The sequence below is a fragment of the Lelliottia sp. RD5 genome (assembly GCF_056032945.1).
Genome location: NZ_JBVYHQ010000001.1, coordinates 1414835 through 1439608 on the forward strand (window position 1 = coordinate 1414835; position 24774 = coordinate 1439608).

Consider the following 24774-nt stretch of genomic DNA (forward strand, 5'->3'; position numbering starts at 1 on the left):
CGTATCCCTGAAGATTATCGCTGCACTAAATGGGATACTTCATGTCATCATTGCATATTTCGCAAGGCACGTTTCGTCTTAGCGACACTCAAACGCTGGCCCTTCCTGATATCACTTTGCGCGCAGGCGAAAGCTGGGCGTTTGTGGGCACTAACGGTAGCGGAAAATCTGCACTCGCACGTGCGCTGGCAGGCGAACTGACGCAGCTGAAAGGCGAGCGTCAGTGCAATTTTACGCGCCTGACTCGCCTCTCATTCGAGCAGTTGCAAAAATTGGTCAGTGACGAATGGCAGCGCAACAATACCGATCTACTCAGTCCCGGCGAAGAGGATACTGGCCGTACCACGGCGCAGATCATTCAGGACGAGATCAAAGACGACGCCCGCTGCCGACAGCTGGCGGAACAGTTCGGTATCTCCGCGCTGCTGGATCGACGCTTTAAATATCTCTCCACGGGTGAAACCCGTAAAACCCTGCTCTGCCAGGCACTGATGAGCGCCCCTGACCTGCTGATTCTGGATGAGCCTTTCGACGGGCTGGATGTGCAATCTCGTGCGCAGCTGGCGTCTCTGTTAGCCACGCTGAATCAGGAGGGTTACACCCTCGTATTGGTGTTGAACCGTTTTGATGAGATCCCCGATTTTGTGCAATTTGCGGGCGTGCTGGCGGATTGCACGCTGGTGGAAACCGGCGATAAAACAGCGCTGCTACAACAAGCCCTGATCTCGCAGCTGGCACACAGCGAAAAGCTGGACGGCATCGCACTCCCGGAACCGGACGCCCCTGCGGCTCAGCACGAATTAGACCGCCACCAGCCGCGTATTCAATTGCGCAATGGCGTCGTGTCGTATGACGACCGCCCTATTCTCAATCAGCTTACCTGGACCGTGAATCCGCACGAGCACTGGCAAATCACCGGCCCCAACGGCGCGGGAAAATCGACGCTCCTGAGCCTGATCACGGGCGATCATCCCCAGGGGTACAGCAACGATTTAACCCTGTTTGGCCGCCGTCGCGGGAGCGGTGAAACCATCTGGGATATCAAGAAACATATTGGCTACGTCAGCAGCAGCCTGCATCTGGACTACCGCGTCAGCACCACCGTGCGGAACGTGATTTTGTCAGGCTATTTCGACTCTATCGGAATTTATCAGGCGGTTTCTGACAGGCAACATAAGCTGGCGCAGCAATGGCTGGATATTCTGGGCATGGATAAACGCGTGGCGGATGCGCCGTTTCACAGTTTGTCGTGGGGACAGCAGCGTCTGGCGCTCATTGTTCGTGCGCTGGTTAAGCACCCTACCCTGCTGATCCTCGACGAACCGCTGCAGGGTCTGGACCCGCTTAACCGACAATTAGTCCGTCGCTTTGTGGATATCCTGATTAGCGAGGGTGAAACGCAGCTGTTGTTTGTTTCACACCATGCAGAAGACGCCCCGTCTTGCATTACCCATCGCCTGGCCTTTGTGCCGGAAGGTGAACGCTATCGCTACGCGTTAACCCGTATTAACTAACATCATTCAAGGGGCTTCGGCCCCTTTTTTCAGACAAGTGGCATCATTACATCCCTATCTCTTTGATTTAAAATGCTTAGGCATCAGCAGAAAGCGCGCTTGAAAATCGGTGTAACCGATACCACTATTTTATCCCATGTCACACTTTTCGTGTCTCTGTTATGCTAAGGTTAATACATACCATAAGCCTAATGGAGCGAAAAATGCGAGTTCTGGTAACAGGTGGTAGCGGTTACATTGGGAGTCATACCTGTGTACAACTGCTGCAAAATGGCCATGACGTCATCATTCTGGATAACCTGTGCAACAGTAAGCGCAGCGTTCTGTCTGTCATTGAACGCCTTGGCGGCAAGCAGCCCACTTTTGTGGAAGGCGATATTCGCAACGAAGCGTTGATGACCGAAATCCTTCACGATCACGCGATCGATACGGTAATCCACTTTGCCGGTCTGAAAGCCGTCGGCGAATCCGTCGCGAAACCGCTTGAATACTACGATAACAACGTTAACGGTACGCTGCGTCTGGTCGCTGCGATGCGCGCCGCGAACGTGAAAAACCTCATCTTTAGCTCATCTGCTACCGTCTATGGCGACCAGCCAAAAATCCCTTACGCTGAAAGCTTCCCGACCGGCACGCCGCAAAGCCCGTACGGGAAAAGTAAATTGATGGTGGAGCAGATCCTGACTGACCTGCAAAAAGCCCAGCCGGAATGGAGCATCGCCCTGCTGCGTTATTTCAATCCGGTAGGCGCACATCCATCAGGTGATATGGGCGAAGACCCGCAGGGCATTCCGAATAACCTGATGCCTTACATCGCGCAGGTTGCCGTGGGTCGTCGTGATTCTCTGGCGGTCTTTGGCAATGATTACCCAACCGAAGACGGCACGGGCGTGCGTGATTACATTCACGTCATGGATTTGGCCGACGGACACGTTGCCGCGATGCAGCAGCTGGCGAATAAACCCGGCGTGCACATCTACAACCTCGGTGCGGGCATTGGTAGCAGCGTGCTGGATGTCATCAACGCGTTCAGCAAAGCCTGCGGTAAGCCTGTGGCCCATCACTTCGCGCCGCGCCGCGATGGCGATCTTCCCGCTTATTGGGCTGATGCCTCCAGGGCCGATAAAGAGCTTAACTGGCGTGTGACCCGCACGCTCGATGAAATGGCACAAGATACCTGGCGCTGGCAGTCACGCCATCCCCAGGGCTATCCGGACTAAGGACCCTCCGTCATGACGCAATTCAATCCCGTCGATCATCCACATCGGCGTTTTAACCCGTTAACCGGGCAGTGGATTTTGGTTTCACCGCATCGCGCCAAGCGTCCGTGGCAAGGGGCGCAAGAAACACCCGCCAAGCAGACGCTGCCACAGCACGATCCGGATTGTTTCTTGTGTCCGGGCAATACCCGCGTCACGGGCGATAAAAACCCGGATTATCAGAGCACGTACGTTTTCACTAACGATTTTGCTGCGCTGATGACCGACACGCCTGACGCGCCGGAAAGCGCGGATCCGCTGATGCGCTGTGAGAGCGCACGCGGCACCAGCCGGGTGATTTGTTTCTCGCCGGATCACAGCAAAACGCTGCCAGAACTGAGCGTCAATGCGCTGACCGACGTGATCAAAACCTGGCAGGATCAGACCGCTGAGCTTGGCCAGAGCTATCCCTGGGTGCAGGTATTTGAGAATAAAGGCGCGGCGATGGGGTGCTCTAACCCGCACCCGCACGGTCAGGTGTGGGCAAACAGTTTCCTGCCGAACGAAGTCGAGCGCGAAGACCGCCTGCAAAAAGCCTATTTCGCCGAAAACCAGTCTGCGCTGCTGGCCGATTACGTACAGCGTGAAATGGCCGACGGTAGCCGTACGGTTGTCGAGACCGAACACTGGCTGGCTGTCGTGCCGTACTGGGCGGCGTGGCCGTTCGAAACGCTGCTGCTGCCAAAAGCTCACGTTCTGCGCATTACCGAATTAACCGAAGACCAGCGCGATGATTTGGCGCTGGCGTTGAAAAAACTGACCAGCCGCTATGACAATCTCTTCCAGTGCTCCTTCCCCTATTCTATGGGCTGGCACGGTGCACCGTTTAACGGAGAAGACAATCAGCACTGGCAGTTACATGCCCATTTCTACCCGCCGCTGCTGCGTTCAGCGACGGTACGTAAATTTATGGTGGGTTACGAGATGCTGGCGGAAACCCAGCGTGATTTGACGGCAGAACAAGCAGCAGAACGTCTGCGTGCCGTCAGCGATGTGCATTACCGCGAATCAGGAGTCTAAAAAAATGAGTCTCAAAGATAAAACACAATCCCTGTTTGCTGAAACATTCGGCTACCCTGCCACCCACGCGATTCAGGCTCCCGGGCGCGTGAACCTGATTGGTGAACACACCGATTACAACGACGGTTTTGTGCTGCCGTGTGCAATTGATTATCAAACCGTTATCAGCTGTGCAAAACGCGATGACCGCATCGTGCGCGTCATTGCGGCGGATTACGGTAATCAAACCGACGAGTTTTCACTCGACGCGCCGATCGTAGCTCACGAGACGCAGCAGTGGTCTAACTATGTCCGTGGCGTGGTGAAACACCTGCAAATGCGTAATAAGGCTTTTGGTGGCGCGGACCTGGTGATCACCGGTAACGTGCCGCAGGGCGCAGGGTTAAGCTCTTCTGCGTCTCTCGAAGTCGCCGTGGGGACGGTCTTCCAGCAGCTGTATCACCTGCCGCTGGACGGCGCGCAAATTGCCCTGAATGGCCAGGAAGCTGAGAACCAGTTTGTGGGCTGCAACTGCGGCATCATGGACCAGCTGATCTCTGCGCTGGGCAAAAAAGAGCATGCGCTGCTGATCGACTGCCGCTCGCTCGGCACCAAAGCGGTTCCCCTGCCAAAAGGCGCCGCGGTGGTGATCATCAACAGTAACTTCAAACGCACGCTGGTGGGCAGCGAATACAACACCCGACGCGAGCAGTGCGAAACCGGGGCGCGTTTCTTCCAGCAACCGGCGCTGCGTGATGTCTCCCTGAACGAGTTCAACAAAGTGGCGCACGAGCTGGATCCGGTCGTGACCAAACGCGTTCGCCACGTATTAACCGAAAATGCACGCACCGTTGAAGCCGCGTCAGCGCTGGCACAGGGCGATTTAAAACGGATGGGCGAACTGATGGCTGAGTCGCACGCGTCAATGCGCGACGACTTCGAGATTACGGTTCCGCAAATCGACACGCTGGTGGAGATTGTCAAAGCGACCATCGGCGACAAAGGCGGCGTGCGCATGACCGGTGGCGGCTTCGGCGGTTGTGTTGTCGCCCTCATCCCGGAAGAGTTGGTCCCTGCCGTTCAGGATGCCGTTTCACAGCAATATGAAGCGAAAACCGGAATCAAAGAAACCTTCTACGTCTGCAAACCTTCACAAGGAGCGGGTCAGTGCTAAACGAAACACCTACGCTTGCCGCCGATGGCCTGCCGTACCGCCTGTTAACCCTGCGCAACAGCGCGGGGATGGTGGTCACGGTCATGGATTGGGGCGCAACTTTACTTTCTGCTCGTGTTCCTATGCCTGACGGCAGCGTACGTGAAACGCTGCTCGGCTGCGCGTCGCCGGAACAGTATGCGAATCAGGCCGCGTATCTCGGCGCGTCCGTGGGCCGTTACGCGAACCGCATTGCGAAAAGCCGTTTTACGCTCGACGGTACAGAGTACGCGCTTTTGCCAAGCCAGGGTGAAAACCAGCTTCACGGTGGCCCTGAAGGGTTTGACAAACGCCGCTGGCGTATCGTGCAGCAGAACGACTGTGAGGTCCTGTTTGCGCTGGAATCTGCTGATGGCGATCAGGGCTTCCCGGGTCATCTCTCTGCGTCAGCGAAATTTACGCTGACAGAAGATAACCGTATCTCAATTGAGTACCGTGCAACGGTCGATAAGCCGTGTCCGGTGAACATGACCAATCATGCCTATTTCAATCTGGATGGCGACCAGTCAGACGTCCGTCAGCATAAGCTCCAGCTGCTGGCCGATGCCTGGCTGCCGGTCGATGAGATGGGTATTCCTTGTGAAGGACTGAAAGCCGTTGCCGGTACGAGCTTTGATTTCCGCACGCCCAAAACCATCGCGAAAGAATTCCTGAGCGATGATTATCAGCGCAAGGTGAAAGGCTACGATCACGCGTTCCTGCTGCAGGCGAAAGGTAATGTCAGCCAACCCGCTGCACAGGTGTGGTCTGCAGATGAAAAACTGCAAATGACGGTGTTCACCAATGCCCCTGCGTTGCAGTTCTATTCGGGCAACTATCTCGGCGGAACGCCGGCTCGCGAGCAAGGTGATTACAGTGACTGGCAGGGTCTGGCGCTGGAAAGCGAGTTTTTGCCGGATAGTCCGAATCATCCTGAATTTCCGCAGCCGGACTGCATTCTGCGGCCGGGTTCGGAGTACGTCAGTCTGACGGAATATCAGTTTATAACGCATTAATCTCAAGCCCTCCTCCCGGAGGGCTTTTTTTGTCCATCTTGCTGAAAATAGCGCCATTCACAGACAAAATCATAACCCGCGATTCACAAGCAGCTTACACTGGGGCACTATTTTCGCTATGGTTAGTGTTAAGCGTTGCCGCTGGCCCCGCCACGGCAATATAATGAGAATTGTTATCATTCAACGCGTAAAATCATTCATGCTGCGTCAAACGGGATTGCCCTAAAAATTCCAGGAGCAAATGTGTGACTGGGTTTTGAGAGCGAAACTAACGCAGAAGCAGCGTGAGAGATGAAGCGCAAATAAAGCTTATGAGGAGTGAGATATGGCTGTAACTAAGCTGGTTCTGGTGCGCCACGGCGAAAGTCAGTGGAACAACGAAAACCGCTTCACCGGTTGGTATGATGTTGATCTGTCTGAGAAAGGCGTTGGCGAAGCAAAAGCTGCAGGTAAACTGCTGAAAGATGAAGGCTTTAGCTTTGATTTTGCTTACACCTCAGTGCTGAAACGTGCCATCCATACTCTGTGGAACGTTCTGGATGAACTGGATCAAGCCTGGCTGCCGGTTGAGAAATCCTGGAAGCTGAATGAGCGCCACTACGGTGCGCTGCAGGGTCTGAACAAAGCTGAAACCGCTGAAAAATACGGTGACGAGCAGGTTAAGCAGTGGCGTCGCGGCTTTGCAGTGACTCCACCAGAGCTGACCAAAGACGACGAGCGCTATCCGGGCCACGATCCGCGTTACGCTAAACTGACCGATGCCGAGCTGCCGCAGACCGAAAGCCTGGCGCTGACCATCGATCGCGTTGTGCCTTACTGGAACGACACTATTCTGCCGCGTGTGAAAAGCGGTGAGCGCGTGATCGTTGCCGCTCACGGTAACTCCCTGCGCGCGCTGGTGAAATACCTGGACAACCTGGGAGAAGAAGAAATTCTCGAACTGAACATCCCTACTGGCGTACCGCTGGTGTACGAGTTCGATGAAAACTTCAAACCAATCAAACGTTACTATCTGGGTAACGCTGACGAAATCGCTGCAAAAGCGGCGGCCGTAGCGAACCAGGGTAAAGCGAAGTAATTTTCGCCAGAGTAAAAAAAAGCGTGGAGCAATCCACGCTTTTTTATTTGTCCGGATAATTACCCGCGACGCGCTTTTACCGCATCGGCCAATTGGCGCAGAAGCGTATCGGTATCATTCCAGCCAATACAAGCATCCGTCACGCTCTTGCCGTAGACCAGCGGTTCACCGCTCTCCAGATTCTGATTCCCCTCGACCAGATGACTCTCAATCATCACGCCAATCACCGCTTTTTCGCCGTTAACCAGTTGCTGGCAAACATCGGCGCCGACGTCCATCTGTTTTTTGAACTGTTTGCTGGAGTTGGCATGGCTGAAATCAATCATCACGTTCGCAGAAAGGCCCGCTTTTTCCAGCCCCGCTTTGACTTCTTCAACATGCTTGGCGCTGTAGTTTGGCTCTTTACCGCCACGCAAAATAATGTGGCAGTCGCCATTACCGCTGGTATTCACAATCGCGGAGTGACCCCATTTGGTCACGGACAGGAAGCAGTGCGGCGCACCCGCGGCGTTGATAGCATCAATAGCCACTTTAATCGTGCCGTCCGTTCCGTTTTTAAAACCAACGGGGCAAGACAAACCTGACGCCAATTCGCGGTGTACCTGGGATTCGGTGGTACGGGCACCAATGGCGCCCCAGCTCATCAAATCGGCAAGGTATTGCGGAGTGATCATATCCAGGAACTCACCCGCCGCAGGCAGGCCAGCATCGTTGATTTCCAGAAGCAGTTTGCGCGCAATACGCAGACCGTCGTTGATCTGGAAACTGTTGTCCATGTGCGGATCGTTGATCAGCCCTTTCCAGCCCACCGTGGTGCGCGGCTTTTCGAAATAGACACGCATGACCACTTCCAGCTCACCTTTCAGCTCTTCGCGAAGCGCGAGCAGACGCGCGGCATACTCTTTCGCCGCTGCGGGATCGTGAATGGAACAGGGACCGATGACAACCAGCAAACGATCGTCATTGCCGTTAAGGATTTTGTGGATCGCTTTGCGGGCATGAGAAACGGTATTCGCAGCGTTTTCAGTGGCGGGGAATTTTTCAAGGAGTGCGACAGGGGGTAATAACTCATTGATCTCTTTGATACGTAAATCGTCATTCTGATAATTCATGATCGTTCCGGCTTTGCCATATATTTGGTAATGAATGCAATCCTTTCAATCTAACTTGTCGGCCAGGAAGTGTAAACGGGCTTTTACACTTCTCACGGATAATTCCTGGAATTACGCTAATAAACGCCACAAAGTAGCGAAAAGCGAGATGTAACCTACACTTTTTAAATGTAACGACTCTGTTTATATGTTTTAACATGATTCTGTTCTGACATAACGCCAGAAATCAGAATCTTTCACCACTGAGCGAAACCCTCTTTCGCCTGTGCACTGTTGGACGACGTTATCCAGCAAATAACAACCAGAACAGGAGCATCACGATGAAAATGACTAAACTGGCAACTCTTTTCCTGACAGCAACGCTGACAATGGCAAGCGGCGCCGCACTGGCAGCCGATGCATCGAGTTCTGATAACAATGGACAGGCCAACGCTGCAGCCAGCGCGGGCCAGGTTGCACCGGATGCTAAACAGAACGTTGCTCCTAATAATGTTGATAACAATAATATCAATACAGGTAGCGGTAACAGCAGCGGAACGATGCTTCATCCGAACGGTACCGATTCAGGCACGATGAACCATGACGGCATGACCAAAGACGACGTGCACAAAAACTCAATGTGTAAAGACGGTAAATGCCCGGATATGAACAAAAAAGTGGAAACCGGCAGCGGTGACAACAGCGAAGTAGACACCAAAACGGACGGTACAACCCAATAACGGGTTACGTCACGAATATTTCCCCTGAAGATAAAAGGAGAGCTGAAGCTCTCCTTTCTTTTTTGTGCAAAATGTTAAAAAATCACTCTGTAAAATACTCACTCATCAGGACATTTTCATGGCGCATGCACATTCTCACTCGGATTCGCCGCGGGACGACAACGCTAAGCGCTTAATGCTCGCGTTTGGCATTACTGCGACCTTTATGGTGGTCGAGGTGATTGGCGGGCTGATCTCTGGCTCGCTCGCTTTGCTGGCCGACGCGGGCCATATGCTCACCGACGCCGCCGCTCTGCTTTTTGCCCTCATCGCAGTACACTTTTCCCGTCGCCCGCCCAATACGCGCCATACTTTCGGCTGGCTTAGGCTCACGACGCTCGCGGCTTTCGTCAATGCTATCGCGCTGGTCGTCATAACGATTTTGATTGTGTGGGAAGCTTTCCAGCGTTTTCGCCATCCGCAACCTATCGCTGGAATGACAATGATGGTGATTGCCGTTGCAGGATTGCTGGCCAATATCGCCGCATTCTGGATTTTGCATCGTGGCAGCGGAGAGAAGAACCTGAACGTGCGCGCAGCAGCACTGCATGTTCTCGGCGATCTGCTCGGGTCGGTGGGTGCCATTGTGGCGGCGCTGGTGATTATCTATACCGGCTGGACACCCGTTGACCCGATTTTGTCGGTGCTGGTGTCCTGTCTGGTCTTGCGTAGCGCCTGGAGTTTGTTGCGGGAGAGTGTGAATGAACTGCTGGAAGGTGCGCCGGTTTCGATGGATATTCCTGCGCTGAAACGCAATCTGTCTCGTTCCATCCCGGAAGTGCGTGATGTTCACCACGTTCACGTCTGGCAGGTGGGCGAGAAACCTGTCATGACGCTGCACGTTCAGGTTGTTCCTCCCCATGACCATGATGCCTTGCTGGGGCGCATTCAGCACTTTCTCGAGCATCACTACACTATTTCACACGTCACCATTCAAATGGAGTATCAGCCCTGTAATGGACCGGACTGCCACCTCAATGAGACGCAGCCCGATCATTCACATCATCACCATCATTAACGGGAAAGCGCGCGTGAGCCACGCTGACGCGCGCTGTTAATCCACATCCGGCTGCCGTTGAGGGCAATAAACGTGAGAAGCATATATTCCAGCGACATCGCGTAAACGCCCTGCAATGCAAAGATCACCACGCTTATCACATTGATGATGACCCACAGCAGCCAGTTTTCGACGTATTTTCGCGTCATCAAAATCATCGCTGCAATGGAAAGCACCATCATGCAGGAGTCCCAGAACGGGAAAGCGTCAGGCTGCAGCTCAGGCATTGTTACGTTGAGTCCAAGGCTGCTCATTACCGAGACGGAAATGCGCGTGAGATAGCCAAATACCGGGTTGATGTAGACCGTCATCAGACCGATGGCGACGACGCATGCCGCAAGCCAGGCGATGGCCTTAGGCAGCGGCAGCCAGCGAATTTGCAGTTCTGCCTCCTGCTGGCTGTTTTGCCGGGACCATGCGTACCAGCCGTAAATATTGGCGGCAAAGAAAAACAGCTGCAGCAAGAGACTGGCATAGAGCTGAATCTGGAAAAAAATAATCGCAAAGAGCGTCACGTTAACCAGGCCGAACGCATAGTTACTGATTTTCTCCAGACTCGCTAACCAGATACAGAGCAGGCCCGCTATAGTGCCGACAGCTTCAATCCATGACAGATCGTAGCCCCCCGTCCCGATCGGGATATGAACCAGAATGTTCTGCGTGCTAAAAAAATCCATCTCTTCCCCTGAGCGCGTATAACGCGTTGTCTTAAATCAAGAACGTAGTGTAGCCGCAAATTCCAGCATGCGGTTAAGCGGAAGTAATGCGCCTTCACGCAAAGCTGCATCAACATGGATTTCGTGTGCCGCGCCGCCGGACTCCAGGCCGTCGGCAATCGCTTTAAGCCCGTTCATCGCCATCCAGGGACAATGCGCACAGCTGCGGCAAGTTGCCCCTTCCCCGGCAGTCGGAGCTTCAAACAGTTCTTTTTCCGGCACCGCTTGCTGCATCTTATAAAAAATACCGCGATCGGTGGCGACGATAAGCTTCTGCTGCGGTAACGTTTTTGCCGCGTTGATCAGTTGGCTGGTAGAACCGACGGCATCCGCCATGTCGACAATCGACTGGGGTGACTCTGGATGAACCAGAAGGGCGGCTTCAGGATACAGCGCCTTCATGCGTGCCAGCGCCTGGGTTTTAAACTCGTCATGGACGATACAGGCCCCCTGCCAGCAAAGCACGTCTGCGCCCGTTTGCTTTTGCACATAGTTTCCCAGATGTTTATCTGGCGCCCAAATGATCTTCTGGCCCAGGCTATCAAGATGTTCAATCAGCTCGACGGCAATACTGGAGGTGACAACCCAGTCAGCACGGGCTTTGACCGCGGCGGAAGTATTTGCATAGACCACGACAGTTCGGTCAGGATGCGCATCGCAAAATGCGCTGAACTCTTCGATAGGGCAGCCTAGATCAAGCGAGCATTCCGCGTTCAGCGTCGGCATCAAAATCGTTTTTTCAGGACTCAGAATTTTCGCCGTCTCGCCCATAAAGCGAACGCCAGCTACCAGAAGCGTTGATGCAGAATGTTTTGCCCCAAAACGCGCCATCTCAAGAGAGTCAGAAATACATCCACCCGTCTCTTCAGCCAGCTGTTGAATTTCAGGATCGGTGTAATAATGCGCCACCATCACGGCATCACGTTCTTTTAGCAAAAGTTTGATTTTTTCACGGTAAAACTGTTTTTCGTCCAGATTTAACGGCACAGGTTTAGGCGGAAAAGGATAGATTGCGGCCTCTGGATCAAACATCACGCTCATCATTGCATCTCGTTTTGCTGGCTTAACCGTTTTGCGTTATTTCCAAGGAACTTAGCATAAGGGTCAGCGATCATGTTTTATATACTAAACAAGATAGCGAATTTGAGGTGAAAAGTCACAGGAATTGAAAAGCAAAAAGGTGCCTTTTTGCATTGGCGGGCCGCGAGGGATGACTCGGCTTTTTCCACTCTCCGGCCGTCACCAGAGGATCACTGCGTTCGGCTCGAACCTGCTGCAGGTTCGAATCTTTCAAGGCGCAGATAGCAAGAAAGCGCCTTTAGGGCGCTTTCTTACATTGGTGGGTCGTGCAGGATGATTCGCGCCGCTCACCCTCCGGGCCGTCGCCAGAGGCTCCGGTGCCTCACTTCGTTCGGCTCGAACCTGCAGCAGGTTCGAATCGTTCAAATTTCAGATAGCAAAAAAGCGCCTTTAGGGCGCTTTTTTACATTGGTGGGTCGTGCAGGATTCGAACCTGCGACCAATTGATTAAAAGTCAACTGCTCTACCAACTGAGCTAACGACCCCTTTCGGGATTTACTTTTCTTTATTCAGGCTGGTGGGTCGTGCAGGATTCGAACCTGCGACCAATTGATTAAAAGTCAACTGCTCTACCAACTGAGCTAACGACCCATTCGGGTGCTGCCTGAATTTTACTTTTTACCAATATAAATTGGTGGGTCGTGCAGGATGACTCGGCTTCGCCTCGCCCTTCGGGCAGTTGCTTTCGCAACATTATTCTTCACGTCTAACATCTTAGTCAGATGTTAAATTGGTGGGTCGTGCAGGATTCGAACCTGCGACCAATTGATTAAAAGTCAACTGCTCTACCAACTGAGCTAACGACCCAAATGGTGGGTGATGACGGGCTCGAACCGCCGACCCCCTCCGTGTAAAGGAGGTGCTCTACCAACTGAGCTAATCACCCTTGTACTGCTGTAATTTTTAGTAGTGGCTCGTTCAGGATGACTCGGCTTCACCTTGCCCTACGTGCCGTTGCTGATGCAACGTTATCCTTTACGTTTTACTATCGTGTTCCACCAGAACGATTGGTGGGTCGTGCAGGATTCGAACCTGCGACCAATTGATTAAAAGTCAACTGCTCTACCAACTGAGCTAACGACCCACTATTTTGCTGCTTTTGGGGTGTTTGATATCCCTTGGCAACGGCGGCATATATTACTGATTTAAGAATTGAGCGCAACAAAAATTTCGATGCAGATCACTTAACTGCTTACGAATCAGGCGGCACGACCAGAAAAAACGCGATTTCTGGTCATGCGATACTCATCCCATCGAACCAAGACGTTTTTGCGCTTGTTTAGCGCCTTCAGTGCCTGGGTACTTACTAACCACCTGCTGAAACACAGCCTTCGCTTTTGCAGTATCGCCTTTATCCTGCATGATCACGCCGACCTTAAACATTGCATCAGATGCTTTAGGTGATTTGGGGTAATTTTTTACCACAGAGGCAAAATAAAACGCCGCATCATCCTTTTTCCCTTTGTTGTAATTCAGCTGACCGAGCCAGTAATTTGCATTTGGCTGGTAAGTCGAATCAGGGTATTTCTTCACGAAGCTTTGAAACGCCGCGATGGCATCGTCCTGACGAGATTTGTCCTGAACCAGGGCAATCGCTGCATTGTAGTCAGTATTCGCGTCACCGCTTTGTACAGGAGCGCCTGCGGAGGCCGACGCATCTGTTGACGGTGCAGGGGTTGCTGTCGCAGCGCCTGTTTGATCTCCAGCAGCAGGTTGCGCACCCGCAACACCGCTGCTGAGGCTATCCATCTGCAACAAAATCTGCTTCTGTCGTTCGACAACCTGATTTAGCTGATACTGACTTTCCTGGATCTGCCCACGAAGAGAATCGATATCATTTTGGTTATCAGAAAGTTGCTGCTGAAGTTGGGTTAAAAGCTGACTGTGAGCATTAGAAATACGCTCGAGTTGGGTGACGCGGTCTTCGACCGAGCCTGAGCCGACACTACTGATTGGCGCCTGAGCAAAAGCGGCCCAGGGGGCCGCTATACCAATCAGTAACGACAGACTCAACAAGTGATGTCTGAAGTTACTGCTCATGCAATTCTCTTAGTAAACCAGTACAGCACGACGGTTTTTGGAGTAAGCCGCTTCGTCGTGACCCAGTACTGCAGGTTTTTCTTTACCGTAAGAAACGATGGAGATCTGGTCAGCAGAAACGCCTTTACCCTGCAGGTACATTTTAACGGCGTTAGCACGACGTTCACCCAGGGAGATGTTGTACTCTGGAGTACCACGTTCGTCAGCATGACCTTCTACGGTGACTTTGTAAGATGGGTTGCTACGCAGGAAGTTAGCGTGTGCATCCAGCATCGCAGCGAAGTCAGAACGGATATCGAATTTATCCAGATCGAAGTAAACGATGTTGTTCTGCTGCAGCTGTTGCATCTGAAGACGAGCTTGTTCTTCAGAAGACATGTTGCCGCTACCGTTAGCGTCCATACCAGTACCAGCGCCCATCATGCCTTCGCCGCTCTGGTCGTTGCTTGCATTCTTGTTAGAAGAACACGCTGCGATTGCCATTACAGGCAGAGCGATCATCAGCCCCTTCAGCACTTTGTTCAGTTGCATTTCTAAGATTCCTTTAGTAATCAATTAATTATTATTTAGAGATACGGCGACCAGGCAGGTGATTTTACCTGTCCATCAGTTGCCGGAAGACGCGCTTTGAAACGCCCATCTGTAGAAACCAGATTCAACACGGATCCCATCCCCTGAGAAGAGCTGTAGATTACCATCGTGCCGTTAGGTGCCAGACTTGGCGTTTCGTCCAGGAACGTTGACGACAATACTTGTACGCCTCCCGTCACCAGATCTTGTTTGGCAATGTGCTGCTGACCACCAGCTGAACTCACCATTACCATCGTTTTACCGTCGCTGCTGACATCAGCATCCTGGTTCTGTGAACCTTCCCAGGTGATGCGCTGCGGTGTACCGCCATTGACGTTAACTTTGTAAACCTGTGGACGACCTGCCTGGTCAGACGTAAACGCCAGATTCTGGCTGTCCGGGAACCAGGTTGGCTCAGTGTTGTTGCTGCGACCATCGGTCACCTGACGAATCTGACCAGAACCCACGTCCATGACATAAAGATTCAGGCTGCCTGTTTTAGACAAGGCAAACGCCAGCTTGGAGCCGTCCGGAGAGAATGCTGGAGCACCGTTGTGACGCGGGAACGAAGCGACCTGACGGACAGCGCCATTGGACAGCGTCTGGATAACCAGTGCGGAGCGTCCACTTTCGAAAGTCACGTACGCCAGTTTAGAACCGTCTGGAGTCCAGGCCGGTGACATCAGCGGTTGCGGAGAGCGATGCACGGTGAACTGGTTGTAACCGTCGTAGTCAGAAACGCGAAGCTCGTACGGGAACTGACCGCCGTTGGTCTGAACCACATAAGCGATACGAGTACGGAAAGCGCCTTTAATACCGGTCAGTTTCTCGAACACTTCATCACTTGCAGTGTGACCCGCATAGCGCAGCCATTGCTTGTTCACTTTATAAGTGTTCTGAGCCAACACTGTACCTGGCGCACCACCGGTATCAACCAACTGATAGGCTACGGTATAGCCACCGTCTGGATTCGGAGTCACCTGACCCACAACCACTGCATCGATACCCAGCGCAGACCAGGCGGCTGGTTGAACTTCCTGAGCCGTACCCGGCTGTTGTGGCAGACGAGAACGATCCAATGGGTTGAATTTGCCGCTGTTGCGAAGGTCAGCGGAAACAATACCACCAACATCTTCCGGCGCAGCGCCAGGTCCTGCCCACTGGAATGGAACAACACCAATCGGACGTGCCGAGTCCACCCCTTGGGTGATCTCAATACGTACTTCTGCGTGCAGCACAGCTGCCCACAGCATAAAGAAACTCACAGCTACACGTAATGCCTGCTTCATTATATCTCCCTTATCTGAGTAACATTACCCACGATAATTAGCAGAATGTTAACAAACTCAAATAAACAAAACTACCGACACCCTGCGACTAAACCTGGCCTATTTTTTCAACTTTGCACAGAAAAAATGACTTAAGGTTTGAAGTCCAACGGTGCATTTTTAAAGACTTCGTAAACCGCCTGCGAAGGTGGTTTTGGCATTTTCGCCTGGCGCGCCGCAGCAAGAGCTGCTGTACACAAGGCTGGATCGCCCCCTTCGGACTGAATATCGAGCAACATACCATCTGGCGCCAGTTTTATACGCAAAGTACACGTTTTACCGGCGTAAGATGAGGCATCATAAAATCGACTTTCAATAGCAGATTTTATCTGCCCGGCATAACCACTGATTTCAGCACCAGAAGCACCGTTATTCTTAGTGTTACCACTTCCTGCTGGTGACGCATTGTTTCCTTTCGCCCCACCGCCCGTTTTCGGTGCATTCTTACCTGAGCTTAAATCACCGAAAAGGTCGTCAACATCTGACGCAGAGGCTTTATCTGCTGCGGCTTTTTTGGCTGCGGCGGCTTTGGCTGCAGCGGCTTTATCGGCAGCCGCTTTCTTATCTGCGGCAGCTTTTTCTGCAGCAGCCGCTTTTTTATCAGCGGCAGCCTTCTCAGCAGCAGCCGCTTTTTCTGCGGCGGCTTTCTCTGCTGCTGCAGCTTTCTTAGCCGCATCAGCAGTGGCTTTTTTCTCGGCTTCCTGAGCAGCCTTCTTGGCCGCTTCGGCTTCTGCTTTCTTCTGAGCATCGGCAGCCGCTTTCTTAGCCGCTTCTGCCTCAGCTTTTTTCTGAGCATCAGCAGCTGCTTTTTTAGCGGCTTCCGCTTCGGCTTGTTTTTGCGCATCGGCGGCAGCTTTCTTCGCTGCGTCAGCGGCTACTTTTGCCTGAGCATCTGCTTTCGCTTTTGCATCCGCTGCGGCTTTGGCGGCCGCCTCTTCAGCTTGCTTCTGCTGCTGTTGTGCTTTCTTCGCCGCGTCTTCAGCTTGTTTTTGCTGATCCGCCTGCTCTTTTGCCGCTTCTTGCGCTTGCAAACGTTCTTTCTCGAGCTGTTTCAGGCGCTCTTGCTCCGCCGCCTGCTTTTCACGCAGTTCTTCGGCTTGCTGTTGCGCCTGTTTGTCACGCTGCTCTTCAGCACGTTTCGCACTCGCCTGTTGCTGTTGCTCACGGTTATAGTTTTGCACTACCGCACCAGGATCTACCATGACGGCGTCGATGGACGATCCACCGCCACCGCCAGCTGCTGCATCTATATGCTCATCGAACGAACTCCAGATCAGCGCTGCAAATAAAATGACGTGCAGCACTGCCGAGATAATTATCGCTCGCTTAAGCTTGTCGTTTTGTTCGGTTGCCTTTGACACTATCGGTTCCCAAAAACTGTGCAGATGATCAAATAGGTTGCGTCATCAAGCCAACCGACTTAACACCCGCGCTATGAAGCAAGTTCAGCGCTTTAATTATTTCATCGTAAGGCACGTCTTTCGCGCCGCCGATCAGGAAGACCGTTTTTGGATCGGCTTCGAGACGACGTTGCGCTTCAGCGATAACCTGCTCTGGTGGAAGCTGATCCATACGATCTTTTTCGACCACTACGCTGTATTGCCCTACGCCGGAAACCTCAATGATCACCGGTGGATTGTCATTGGAGCTGACCGCCTGCGATTCTGTTGCATCCGGCAGATCAACTTCCACGCTCTGGGTGATAATGGGCGCTGTCGCCATGAAAATCAGCAGCAACACCAGCAGTACGTCCAGCAACGGTACAATATTGATTTCGGACTTGAGTTCGCGACGACCTCGTCCACGCGATCTGGCCATGGTTTACCCCTTGTTACTCTCGGTGCTGGTAAACGCCTGACGGTGCAGAATCGCAGTGAACTCTTCCATGAAGTTGTCGTAGTTCAACTCAAGTTTGTTCACGCGCTGGTTCAGTCGGTTATAAGCCATAACTGCAGGAATAGCGGCAAACAGACCAATTGCGGTCGCGATCAGTGCTTCTGCGATACCCGGTGCAACCATTTGCAGCGTTGCCTGCTTCACCGCGCCCAGCGCGATAAAGGCATGCATAATCCCCCACACGGTCCCAAACAGGCCGATATACGGGCTGATAGAACCGACCGTGCCGAGGAACGGAATATGGTTTTCAAGCGTTTCCAGCTCACGGTTCATGGAAATGCGCATCGCGCGCGAAGCGCCTTCGACAACGGCTTCCGGTGCATGATTATTCGCACGATGGAGACGAGCGAACTCTTTGAAACCGCTATAAAAAATTTGTTCGGAGCCTGAAAGATTTTCGCGACGCCCTTGGCTTTCCTGATACAAGCGAGAAAGCTCAATACCAGACCAGAACTTATCTTCAAAGGCTTCAGCTTCACGGCTGGCCGCGTTGAGGATACGGGTTCTCTGAATGATGATGGCCCAGGATGCGATTGAAAAACCAATCAAAATCAACATGATAAGTTTAACCAGAAGGCTAGCCTTCAGGAACAAATCAAGGATATTCATGTCAGTCACTGCTTAAACTCCGCGACAATAGACTTAGGAAGCGCACGAGGCTTCATAATGAGTGGATCAACACAAACAATCAGTACTTCTGCTTCGTTCAGCACTGTGTTCTCTGCATTGACGATCCGTTGCGTGAAAACCATTGAGGTTCCGCGCATAGATGTTATTTCCGTTTGGACTTCGAGCATATCGTCGAGTCTGGCGGGTGCAAAATACTCCAGCGTCATCTTGCGTACCACGAAAGCAACACGTTCAGCCAACAAAACCTGCTGACTAAAATGATGATGGCGCAGCATCTCAGTGCGTGCTCGTTCATAGAAAGCAACGTAGCTGGCGTGGTAAACCACACCCCCGGCATCAGTATCTTCGTAATAGACCCGAACCGGCCATCGAAACAGCGTTGTATTCACTTTACATCCCGGTAATGCAACAAAAGTTGGAGCTTTCAAACTTCGCTACTATACGCGCGGCAATGATGGTTTGGAATGGGGGAAAGTAAACGGAGAGTAAATTTTTATGGGCTCAGGTAAGCCCATAAGATTAACGGACAGTTCTTATTCAGTTGAAGAAAAAGATCAATCCTGCAAGGAGTACCACATCTGCGATCAACGGGCAGAAAATCCCCTGCCAGTGTACCGCTTTTGGACGAAATCCCACGCCGTGAATGATGCCTGCGCAAACCGCCCACATAATGAGTAAACCATGCCAGATTTCCAGGTCGCTTGTTTTCGCTGCAAAGCGCGAAGGGTCCCAGAAAATACAGCCTGCCAGCAGTAATGCCATCACTAAGGAAAGCGCCCTTAACGGGCGCTTGTCCATTACCGCATAAAGCATTGCGATAATTTTCATCATCAGTGATTTTCTTCGCCCGCTTTAGACGCTTCAACATGTTCAAGCGCCAGGGCAGTGATGACACCAAATGCACAGGCAAGAAGCGTCCCTAAAATCCATGCGAAATACCACATATTCAGCTCCTTACTTAGTACATAGAGTGGGTGTTGCTTTCGATATGTTCTTTCGTGATTCGACCGAACATTTTCCAGTAACACCACGAGGTGTACAGCAGAATAATCGGTACAAACACGCCTGCAACATAGGTCATCAAGTTCAGCGTCAGCTGGCTGGATGTCGCATCCCACATGGTCAGGCTTGCATTAAGCATCGTGCTGGATGGCATCACGAATGGGAACATCGCAATACCCGCAGTCAGGATGATGCAAGCCAGCGTCAGTGAAGAGAACACGAATGCCCACGCCCCTTTTTCCAGACGAGACATCAGCACTGTCAGCAACGGCAGCAACACACCCAGAGCCGGGATAGCCCACAGCGCTGGCATAGTGTTGAAGTTCACCAGCCATGCACCTGCCTGGCGCGCCACTTCTTTAGTCAGCGGATTAGACGGAGCCGCATGATTAATGGCAGAAGTCACCACGTAACCATCAATACCGTACACAACCCAAACGCCAGCCAGTGCGAAGCAAACCAGTGTCACCAGCGCAGCAACCTGTGCAGTGGCACGTGAACGCAGGTGCAGCTCACCCACAGTACGCATCTGCAGATAGGTTGCGCCCTGAGTAATGATCATCCCCACGCTGACCACGCCTGCCAGCAGGCCGAACGGGTTCAGCAACTGGAAGAAGTTACCGGTGTAGTACAGACGCATATACTCGTCGAGGTGGAACGGTACGCCCTGCAACAGGTTGCCAAACGCCACGCCAATCACCAGCGGCGGCACAAAGCTACCGATGAAGATGCCCCAGTCCCACATGTTGCGCCAGCGAGTGTCTTCAATCTTGGAGCGGTAATCAAAACCGACCGGACGGAAGAACAAAGACGCCAACACCAGAATCATCGCCACATAGAAGCCAGAGAACGCTGCAGCATAGACCATCGGCCAGGCAGCAAACAGCGCGCCGCCTGCGGTGATCAGCCACACCTGGTTACCGTCCCAATGTGGAGCGATGGAGTTGATCATGATTCGACGCTCGGTGTCATTACGACCGAGGAAACGGGTGAGCATGCCCACCCCCATATCGAAACCGTCAGTGACCGCAAAACCAATCAGTAAAATACCGACCAGCAGCCACCAGATAAAACGCAATACTTCATAATCGATCATTTCACGACTCCTGTCTTAGCGTGCCGGCTGAGTAGCCACAGTGGACTGTTCGTAATGATAGCGACCGGTTTTCAGGCTGCTTGGGCCAAGGCGTGCGAACTTGAACATCAGGAACAGTTCGGCCACCAGGAACAGGGTGTACAGACCACAAATCAGCAGCATTGAGAAGATCAGATCGCCTGCTGTAAGGGATGAGTTCGCCACTGCCGTTGGCAGTACCTCACCAATCGCCCATGGCTGACGGCCATACTCCGCAACAAACCAGCCTGATTCGATAGCAATCCACGGCAGCGGCATACCATACAGCGCGGAGCGCAGCAGCCATTTTTTCTGACCGATACGGTTACGAATCACGGACCAGAACGACGCACCAATAATCAGCAACATAATGATGCCGCTGCCCACCATGATACGGAAGGCGAAGTACAGCGGTGCAACGCGAGGAATCGAGTCTTTGGTTGCCAGTTGGATCTGCGCTTCGGTCGCATCGGAAACGTTTGGTGTATAACGTTTCAACAGCAGGCCGTAACCCAGGTCTTTTTTCACATCATTAAACTGGTCACGAACAGACTGATCGGTAGAACCAGAACGCAGCTGTTCGAGCAGCGCGTAAGCCTTCATCCCGTTACGGATACGCTCTTCATGCTGCACCAGCAGATCTTTCAGGCCAGTCACCTGCTTATCGACCGAACGGGTTGCGATGATGCCCAGCGCGTAAGGAATCTGGATAGCAAAGCGGTTTTCCTGCGCATCCTGATCAGGAATACCAAACAGGGTAAAGGCTGCCGGGGCCGGCTGGGTTTCCCATTCTGCTTCGATAGCGGCCAGTTTGGTTTTCTGTACGTCGCCCATTTCGTAACCGGATTCATCACCCAGAACAATAACGGAGAGGATTGCCGCCATGCCGAAACTCGCCGCAATGGCGAAAGAACGTTTGGCGAAAGCGAAGTCACGACCGCGCAGCATATAGTAGGCACTGATACCCAGAACGAACATCGCGCCGCACACATAGCCAGATGCTACGGTGTGAACGAATTTCACCTGTGCGACCGGGTTCAACACCAGCTCAGAGAAGCTGACCATCTCCATACGCATGGTTTCGAAGTTGAAATCAGACGCGATAGGGTTCTGCATCCAGCCGTTCGCCACCAGAATCCACAGTGCGGACAGGTTCGAACCCAGTGCCACCAGCCAGGTTACGGCCATGTGCTGGACTTTGCCCAGACGGTCCCAACCGAAGAAGAACAGACCTACAAAGGTGGATTCGAGGAAGAAGGCCATCAGACCTTCAATGGCCAGCGGCGCACCGAAGATATCCCCAACATAGTGAGAATAGTAAGACCAGTTAGTCCCGAACTGGAACTCCATGGTCAAACCGGTTGCCACGCCCAGCGCAAAGTTGATACCAAACAACTTGCCCCAGAACTTGGTCATATCTTTATAAATCTGTTTGCCGGAGAGGACGTAGACCGTTTCCATAATGGCCAGCAAGAACGCCATACCGAGCGTTAGTGGCACAAACAGGAAGTGGTACATCGCGGTCAAGGCAAACTGTAAGCGCGACAGTTCGACTATATCTAACATCATGACTCCTTGCTCATCGCATGAAGACTCCGAGAGTGAATCACGCCCTAAAGCGGTTCACACGCATGCCCCAATACAAAATTATCTGCGTCCTTACTTCGTCACTCACTTCATCGAAAGAAGAAAGTCATGATGAAAGGTTGCAAATACGTTAATTAAAAACTCAAATTGATCCCGTAAATATAATACGCTGCAAAGCCCTTACAATAAACAGGTTTTTATTGAATCAGATTTACGTTTTACGACGGTGATCAATATATAGCGAATTTACAACTTTTCAGCCAATTTGATCGGGGACAATTTAACGCCTTTTGCGGCTTTTTTCCAAGAATTAAACATTGATTTAAATCAAAGTCATTGCTTAATGTTAAAGGTGTTTAAGTCAGGTGATCATGGTAAAGACCATGTTAATCATATGTATGCTTGACGAGTGCTTAGGTTATCAATTGCGAGAATTCATATAAACAGAAGTGATTTTTATTAACTCTGTAAATTGTCCTTTTTTTTAAAACAAACAACTTTTCATATTAGTGACGCGACGTGACTTTTTCCTCTTTTTCCCTTATCAAAATTTAATAACAAATAATTCACCTTTCTTAACTTGTTAATTAACATAATTTATTGGCACTAAATTGCGACGCGACCAATAAAAAAGGCCGCTCTTCAGCGGCCAACCATGTCGAAACGGACATTTATTATGTCAAAGCTCCCCTTCCGGAGAGCAGAGAGGATTTACTTAATGATAGCTTTCAGCGCGTCGCCGATATCCGCCAGGCTGCGAACCGTTTTCACGCCAGCCGCTTCCAGCGCAGCGAATTTTTCATCCGCCGTGCCTTTACCGCCCGCGATGATAGCGCCCGCGTGACCCATACGTTTGCCTTTCGGCGCAGTCACGCCCGCGATATAACCTACAACCGGTTTAGTCACATGATCTTTGATATACGCAGCCGCTTCTTCTTCTGCGCTACCGCCGATCTCACCAATCATCACGATCGCTTCAGTCTGCGGATCTTCCTGGAACAGCTTCAGGATATCGATGAAGTTAGAGCCAGGGATCGGGTCACCGCCGATGCCCACACAGGTGGACTGGCCGAAACCGTAATCTGTGGTCTGCTTAACCGCTTCGTAGGTCAGCGTACCGGAGCGAGAAACGATACCCACTTTGCCCGGCTTATGAATGTGACCCGGCATGATGCCGATTTTGCATTCGCCTGGGGTGATAACACCTGGGCAGTTCGGGCCAATCATGCGCACGCCCGCTTCATCCAGTTTCACCTTCACGGTCAGCATATCCAGCGTTGGGATGCCTTCGGTGATGGTGATAATCAGCTTAATGCCTGCGTCGATCGCTTCCAGAATGGAATCTTTGCAGAACGGAGCCGGAACGTAGATAACGGTCGCAGTCGCGCCCGTCGCTTCTACGGCTTCGCGAACGGTGTTAAACACCGGCAGGCCCAGATGCGTGGTGCCGCCTTTGCCTGGCGTTACGCCGCCAACCATCTGCGTACCGTAAGCAATCGCTTGTTCGGAGTGGAAAGTCCCCTGGCTACCGGTGAAGCCCTGGCAGATAACTTTAGTATTCTTATCAATCAAAACGGACATTATTTCCCCTCCACGGCGGCAACAACCTGCTGAGCTGCATCCGTCAGACTTTTCGCTGCAATAATATTCAGGCCACTGTCAGCCAGTTTTTTCGCGCCGAGTTCAGCGTTGTTCCCTTCCAGACGCACCACAACCGGGACGTTCACGCCCACTTCTTCGACCGCACCGATAATGCCGTCAGCGATCAGGTCGCAACGCACAATACCGCCGAAGATGTTCACCAGAACGGCTTTCACTTTGTCGTCAGAAAGAATGATTTTGAACGCTTCGGTCACGCGCTCTTTGGTCGCACCACCGCCCACGTCGAGGAAGTTTGCCGGCTCGCCGCCGTGCAGTTTAACGATGTCCATGGTGCCCATTGCCAGGCCCGCACCGTTAACCATGCAGCCGATGTTGCCATCCAGCGCCACGTAGTTCAGTTCCCACTGAGCAGCCTGCGCTTCACGCGGGTCTTCCTGAGACTGATCGCGCATTTCGCGCAGGTCAGACTGGCGGAACAACGCGTTGCCGTCAGCGCCCAGTTTGCCGTCGAGGCAGATCAGATCGCCCTGCGTGGTAATAACCAGCGGGTTGATTTCGATCAGCGCCAGATCGCGTTCGAGGAAAATCTTCGCCAGACCCATGAAGATCTTGGTGAACTGTTGAACCAGTTTGCCTTCCAGACCCAGTTTGAACGCCAGCTCGCGACCCTGATATGGCATTGGACCTGCCAGCGGATCGATAGCCACTTTGTGGATCAGATGCGGCGTTTCTTCCGCCACTTTTTCGATTTCCACGCCGCCTTCGGTAGACGCCATGAACACCACGCGACGTGAGCTACGGTCTACCACTGCGCCGAGGTACAATTCTTTGGCGATATCAGTCGCTGCTTCCACCAGAATCTGGTTGACCGGCTGGCCGCCCGCATCTGTTTGATACGTTACCAGGCGTTTGCCAAGCCAATGCTCAGCAAAAGCACGAATCTCTTCTTTGCTCTTAACCACTTTCACGCCGCCCGCTTTACCGCGGCCGCCAGCGTGAACCTGACACTTAACTACCCAAGGGCCGGAACCGATTTTAGATGCGGCTTCTTCTGCTTCGCGTGGGGTATTACAAGCATAACCCACCGGAGCCGGTAAGCCATACCGGGCAAACAGCTGTTTGGCCTGATATTCATGTAAGTTCATGTGTTCTATCCATCCTTCAGGTAATCGTTAGGTGAGGCTTTTTATAGGCCCGGCAAACGCTGTGTTGCCGGGCAATACT

Annotated in this window: 24 protein-coding genes, 5 tRNA genes and 1 other RNA gene; 8 read left to right on the top strand and 22 right to left on the bottom strand. The window is 52.3% G+C overall.

Annotation, left to right across the window (positions count from 1 at the left end; genetic code table 11):
* The first annotated feature begins 41 nt into the window (after positions 1-41).
* From modF to gpmA, 6 genes are all read left to right on the top strand, one after another.
* The gene (gene modF / locus AC0LWE_RS07075) at positions 42-1514 is read left to right on the top strand and encodes a molybdate ABC transporter ATP-binding protein ModF (RefSeq protein WP_202713676.1); all 1473 of its coding nucleotides are present in this window, start codon (positions 42-44) and stop codon (positions 1512-1514) included.
* Positions 1515-1717: 203 nt separating this feature from the next.
* The gene (galE, locus tag AC0LWE_RS07080; RefSeq protein ID WP_202713677.1) at positions 1718-2734 is read left to right on the top strand and encodes a UDP-glucose 4-epimerase GalE; all 1017 of its coding nucleotides are present in this window, start codon (positions 1718-1720) and stop codon (positions 2732-2734) included.
* A gap of 12 nt (positions 2735-2746) precedes the next feature.
* Positions 2747-3793, top strand: coding sequence for a galactose-1-phosphate uridylyltransferase (galT, locus tag AC0LWE_RS07085; protein WP_219346867.1), 1047 nt, complete (start codon positions 2747-2749; stop codon positions 3791-3793).
* Positions 3794-3797: 4 nt separating this feature from the next.
* The gene (galK, locus tag AC0LWE_RS07090) at positions 3798-4946 is read left to right on the top strand and encodes a galactokinase (RefSeq protein ID WP_202667153.1); all 1149 of its coding nucleotides are present in this window, start codon (positions 3798-3800) and stop codon (positions 4944-4946) included.
* On the top strand, positions 4940-5980 hold the full coding sequence (gene galM / locus AC0LWE_RS07095; RefSeq protein WP_219346868.1) for a galactose-1-epimerase: 1041 nt from the start codon (positions 4940-4942) through the stop codon (positions 5978-5980). The genes galK and galM overlap by 7 nt, the downstream gene beginning before the upstream one ends.
* A gap of 325 nt (positions 5981-6305) precedes the next feature.
* A complete protein-coding gene (gene gpmA, locus AC0LWE_RS07100) occupies positions 6306-7058 on the top strand; it encodes a 2,3-diphosphoglycerate-dependent phosphoglycerate mutase (RefSeq protein WP_012016646.1) in 753 nt (250 codons plus the stop codon).
* Between the two features lie 59 nt (positions 7059-7117).
* Here gpmA and aroG read toward each other — a convergent pair whose 3' ends face one another.
* A complete protein-coding gene (gene aroG / locus AC0LWE_RS07105) occupies positions 7118-8170 on the bottom strand; it encodes a 3-deoxy-7-phosphoheptulonate synthase AroG (protein ID WP_219346869.1) in 1053 nt (350 codons plus the stop codon).
* A 320-nt stretch (positions 8171-8490) separates the two neighbouring features.
* Between aroG and AC0LWE_RS07110 the strand changes: the two genes are divergently transcribed.
* Both AC0LWE_RS07110 and zitB read left to right on the top strand, forming a co-directional pair.
* The gene (locus tag AC0LWE_RS07110; protein ID WP_219346870.1) at positions 8491-8889 is read left to right on the top strand and encodes a YbgS-like family protein; all 399 of its coding nucleotides are present in this window, start codon (positions 8491-8493) and stop codon (positions 8887-8889) included.
* Between the two features lie 118 nt (positions 8890-9007).
* A complete protein-coding gene (gene zitB, locus AC0LWE_RS07115) occupies positions 9008-9946 on the top strand; it encodes a CDF family zinc transporter ZitB (protein ID WP_204772391.1) in 939 nt (312 codons plus the stop codon).
* Here zitB and pnuC read toward each other — a convergent pair.
* The 21 genes from pnuC to sucC form a co-directional block, all read right to left on the bottom strand.
* Positions 9943-10662 carry a nicotinamide riboside transporter PnuC gene (gene pnuC, locus AC0LWE_RS07120; protein WP_219346871.1) on the bottom strand — a complete coding sequence of 240 codons (720 nt, stop codon included), beginning with the start codon at positions 10660-10662 and terminating at the stop codon, positions 9943-9945. The two genes, zitB and pnuC, sit on opposite strands and share 4 nt — an antisense overlap.
* 36 nt (positions 10663-10698) lie before the next feature.
* Positions 10699-11742, bottom strand: coding sequence for a quinolinate synthase NadA (nadA, locus tag AC0LWE_RS07125; RefSeq protein ID WP_202667364.1), 1044 nt, complete (start codon positions 11740-11742; stop codon positions 10699-10701).
* 296 nt (positions 11743-12038) lie between these two features.
* Positions 12039-12161: non-coding RNA, RtT sRNA (locus tag AC0LWE_RS07130), on the bottom strand.
* 29 nt (positions 12162-12190) lie between these two features.
* Positions 12191-12266: transfer RNA gene (locus AC0LWE_RS07135), tRNA-Lys, on the bottom strand.
* A 30-nt stretch (positions 12267-12296) separates the two neighbouring features.
* Positions 12297-12372: transfer RNA gene (locus tag AC0LWE_RS07140), tRNA-Lys, on the bottom strand.
* 140 nt (positions 12373-12512) lie between these two features.
* A tRNA-Lys gene (locus tag AC0LWE_RS07145) sits at positions 12513-12588 on the bottom strand.
* 3 nt (positions 12589-12591) lie between these two features.
* Positions 12592-12667, bottom strand: a tRNA-Val gene (locus AC0LWE_RS07150).
* 122 nt (positions 12668-12789) lie between these two features.
* Positions 12790-12865: transfer RNA gene (locus AC0LWE_RS07155), tRNA-Lys, on the bottom strand.
* Between the two features lie 161 nt (positions 12866-13026).
* Positions 13027-13821 (bottom strand): cell division protein CpoB, encoded by a 795-nt coding sequence (gene cpoB / locus AC0LWE_RS07160; protein WP_219346872.1) that lies wholly within the window; start codon positions 13819-13821, stop codon positions 13027-13029.
* 9 nt (positions 13822-13830) lie between these two features.
* On the bottom strand, positions 13831-14352 hold the full coding sequence (gene pal, locus AC0LWE_RS07165) for a peptidoglycan-associated lipoprotein Pal (protein WP_012016639.1): 522 nt from the start codon (positions 14350-14352) through the stop codon (positions 13831-13833).
* 35 nt (positions 14353-14387) lie between these two features.
* Positions 14388-15680 (bottom strand): Tol-Pal system beta propeller repeat protein TolB, encoded by a 1293-nt coding sequence (gene tolB / locus AC0LWE_RS07170; RefSeq protein ID WP_059178616.1) that lies wholly within the window; start codon positions 15678-15680, stop codon positions 14388-14390.
* Positions 15681-15811: 131 nt separating this feature from the next.
* Positions 15812-17080, bottom strand: a complete 1269-nt coding sequence (gene tolA, locus AC0LWE_RS07175) for a cell envelope integrity protein TolA (protein ID WP_202694179.1) — start codon at positions 17078-17080, stop codon at positions 15812-15814.
* Between the two features lie 28 nt (positions 17081-17108).
* Positions 17109-17537 carry a colicin uptake protein TolR gene (gene tolR / locus AC0LWE_RS07180; protein WP_131487664.1) on the bottom strand — a complete coding sequence of 143 codons (429 nt, stop codon included), beginning with the start codon at positions 17535-17537 and terminating at the stop codon, positions 17109-17111.
* A gap of 3 nt (positions 17538-17540) precedes the next feature.
* Positions 17541-18233, bottom strand: coding sequence for a Tol-Pal system protein TolQ (gene tolQ, locus AC0LWE_RS07185; RefSeq protein ID WP_071818725.1), 693 nt, complete (start codon positions 18231-18233; stop codon positions 17541-17543).
* Positions 18230-18634, bottom strand: a complete 405-nt coding sequence (gene ybgC, locus AC0LWE_RS07190; RefSeq protein WP_012016634.1) for a tol-pal system-associated acyl-CoA thioesterase — start codon at positions 18632-18634, stop codon at positions 18230-18232. The genes tolQ and ybgC overlap by 4 nt, the downstream gene beginning before the upstream one ends.
* 148 nt (positions 18635-18782) lie before the next feature.
* Complete coding sequence (gene ybgE / locus AC0LWE_RS07195; RefSeq protein ID WP_131487663.1) at positions 18783-19076, bottom strand: cyd operon protein YbgE; 294 nt, start codon at positions 19074-19076, stop codon at positions 18783-18785.
* On the bottom strand, positions 19076-19189 hold the full coding sequence (cydX, locus tag AC0LWE_RS07200; RefSeq protein ID WP_012016632.1) for a cytochrome bd-I oxidase subunit CydX: 114 nt from the start codon (positions 19187-19189) through the stop codon (positions 19076-19078). Before cydX ends, ybgE begins: the two co-directional genes overlap by 1 nt.
* 14 nt (positions 19190-19203) lie before the next feature.
* Positions 19204-20343, bottom strand: coding sequence for a cytochrome d ubiquinol oxidase subunit II (gene cydB, locus AC0LWE_RS07205; protein ID WP_131487662.1), 1140 nt, complete (start codon positions 20341-20343; stop codon positions 19204-19206).
* Positions 20344-20358: 15 nt separating this feature from the next.
* The gene (gene cydA / locus AC0LWE_RS07210; RefSeq protein ID WP_059178621.1) at positions 20359-21927 is read right to left on the bottom strand and encodes a cytochrome ubiquinol oxidase subunit I; all 1569 of its coding nucleotides are present in this window, start codon (positions 21925-21927) and stop codon (positions 20359-20361) included.
* A gap of 732 nt (positions 21928-22659) precedes the next feature.
* A complete protein-coding gene (sucD, locus tag AC0LWE_RS07215) occupies positions 22660-23529 on the bottom strand; it encodes a succinate--CoA ligase subunit alpha (protein ID WP_012016629.1) in 870 nt (289 codons plus the stop codon).
* Entirely contained in the window at positions 23529-24695 is a 1167-nt protein-coding gene (gene sucC / locus AC0LWE_RS07220; RefSeq protein WP_059178622.1) for an ADP-forming succinate--CoA ligase subunit beta, read from the bottom strand. The genes sucD and sucC overlap by 1 nt, the downstream gene beginning before the upstream one ends.
* Positions 24696-24774 lie beyond the last annotated feature (79 nt).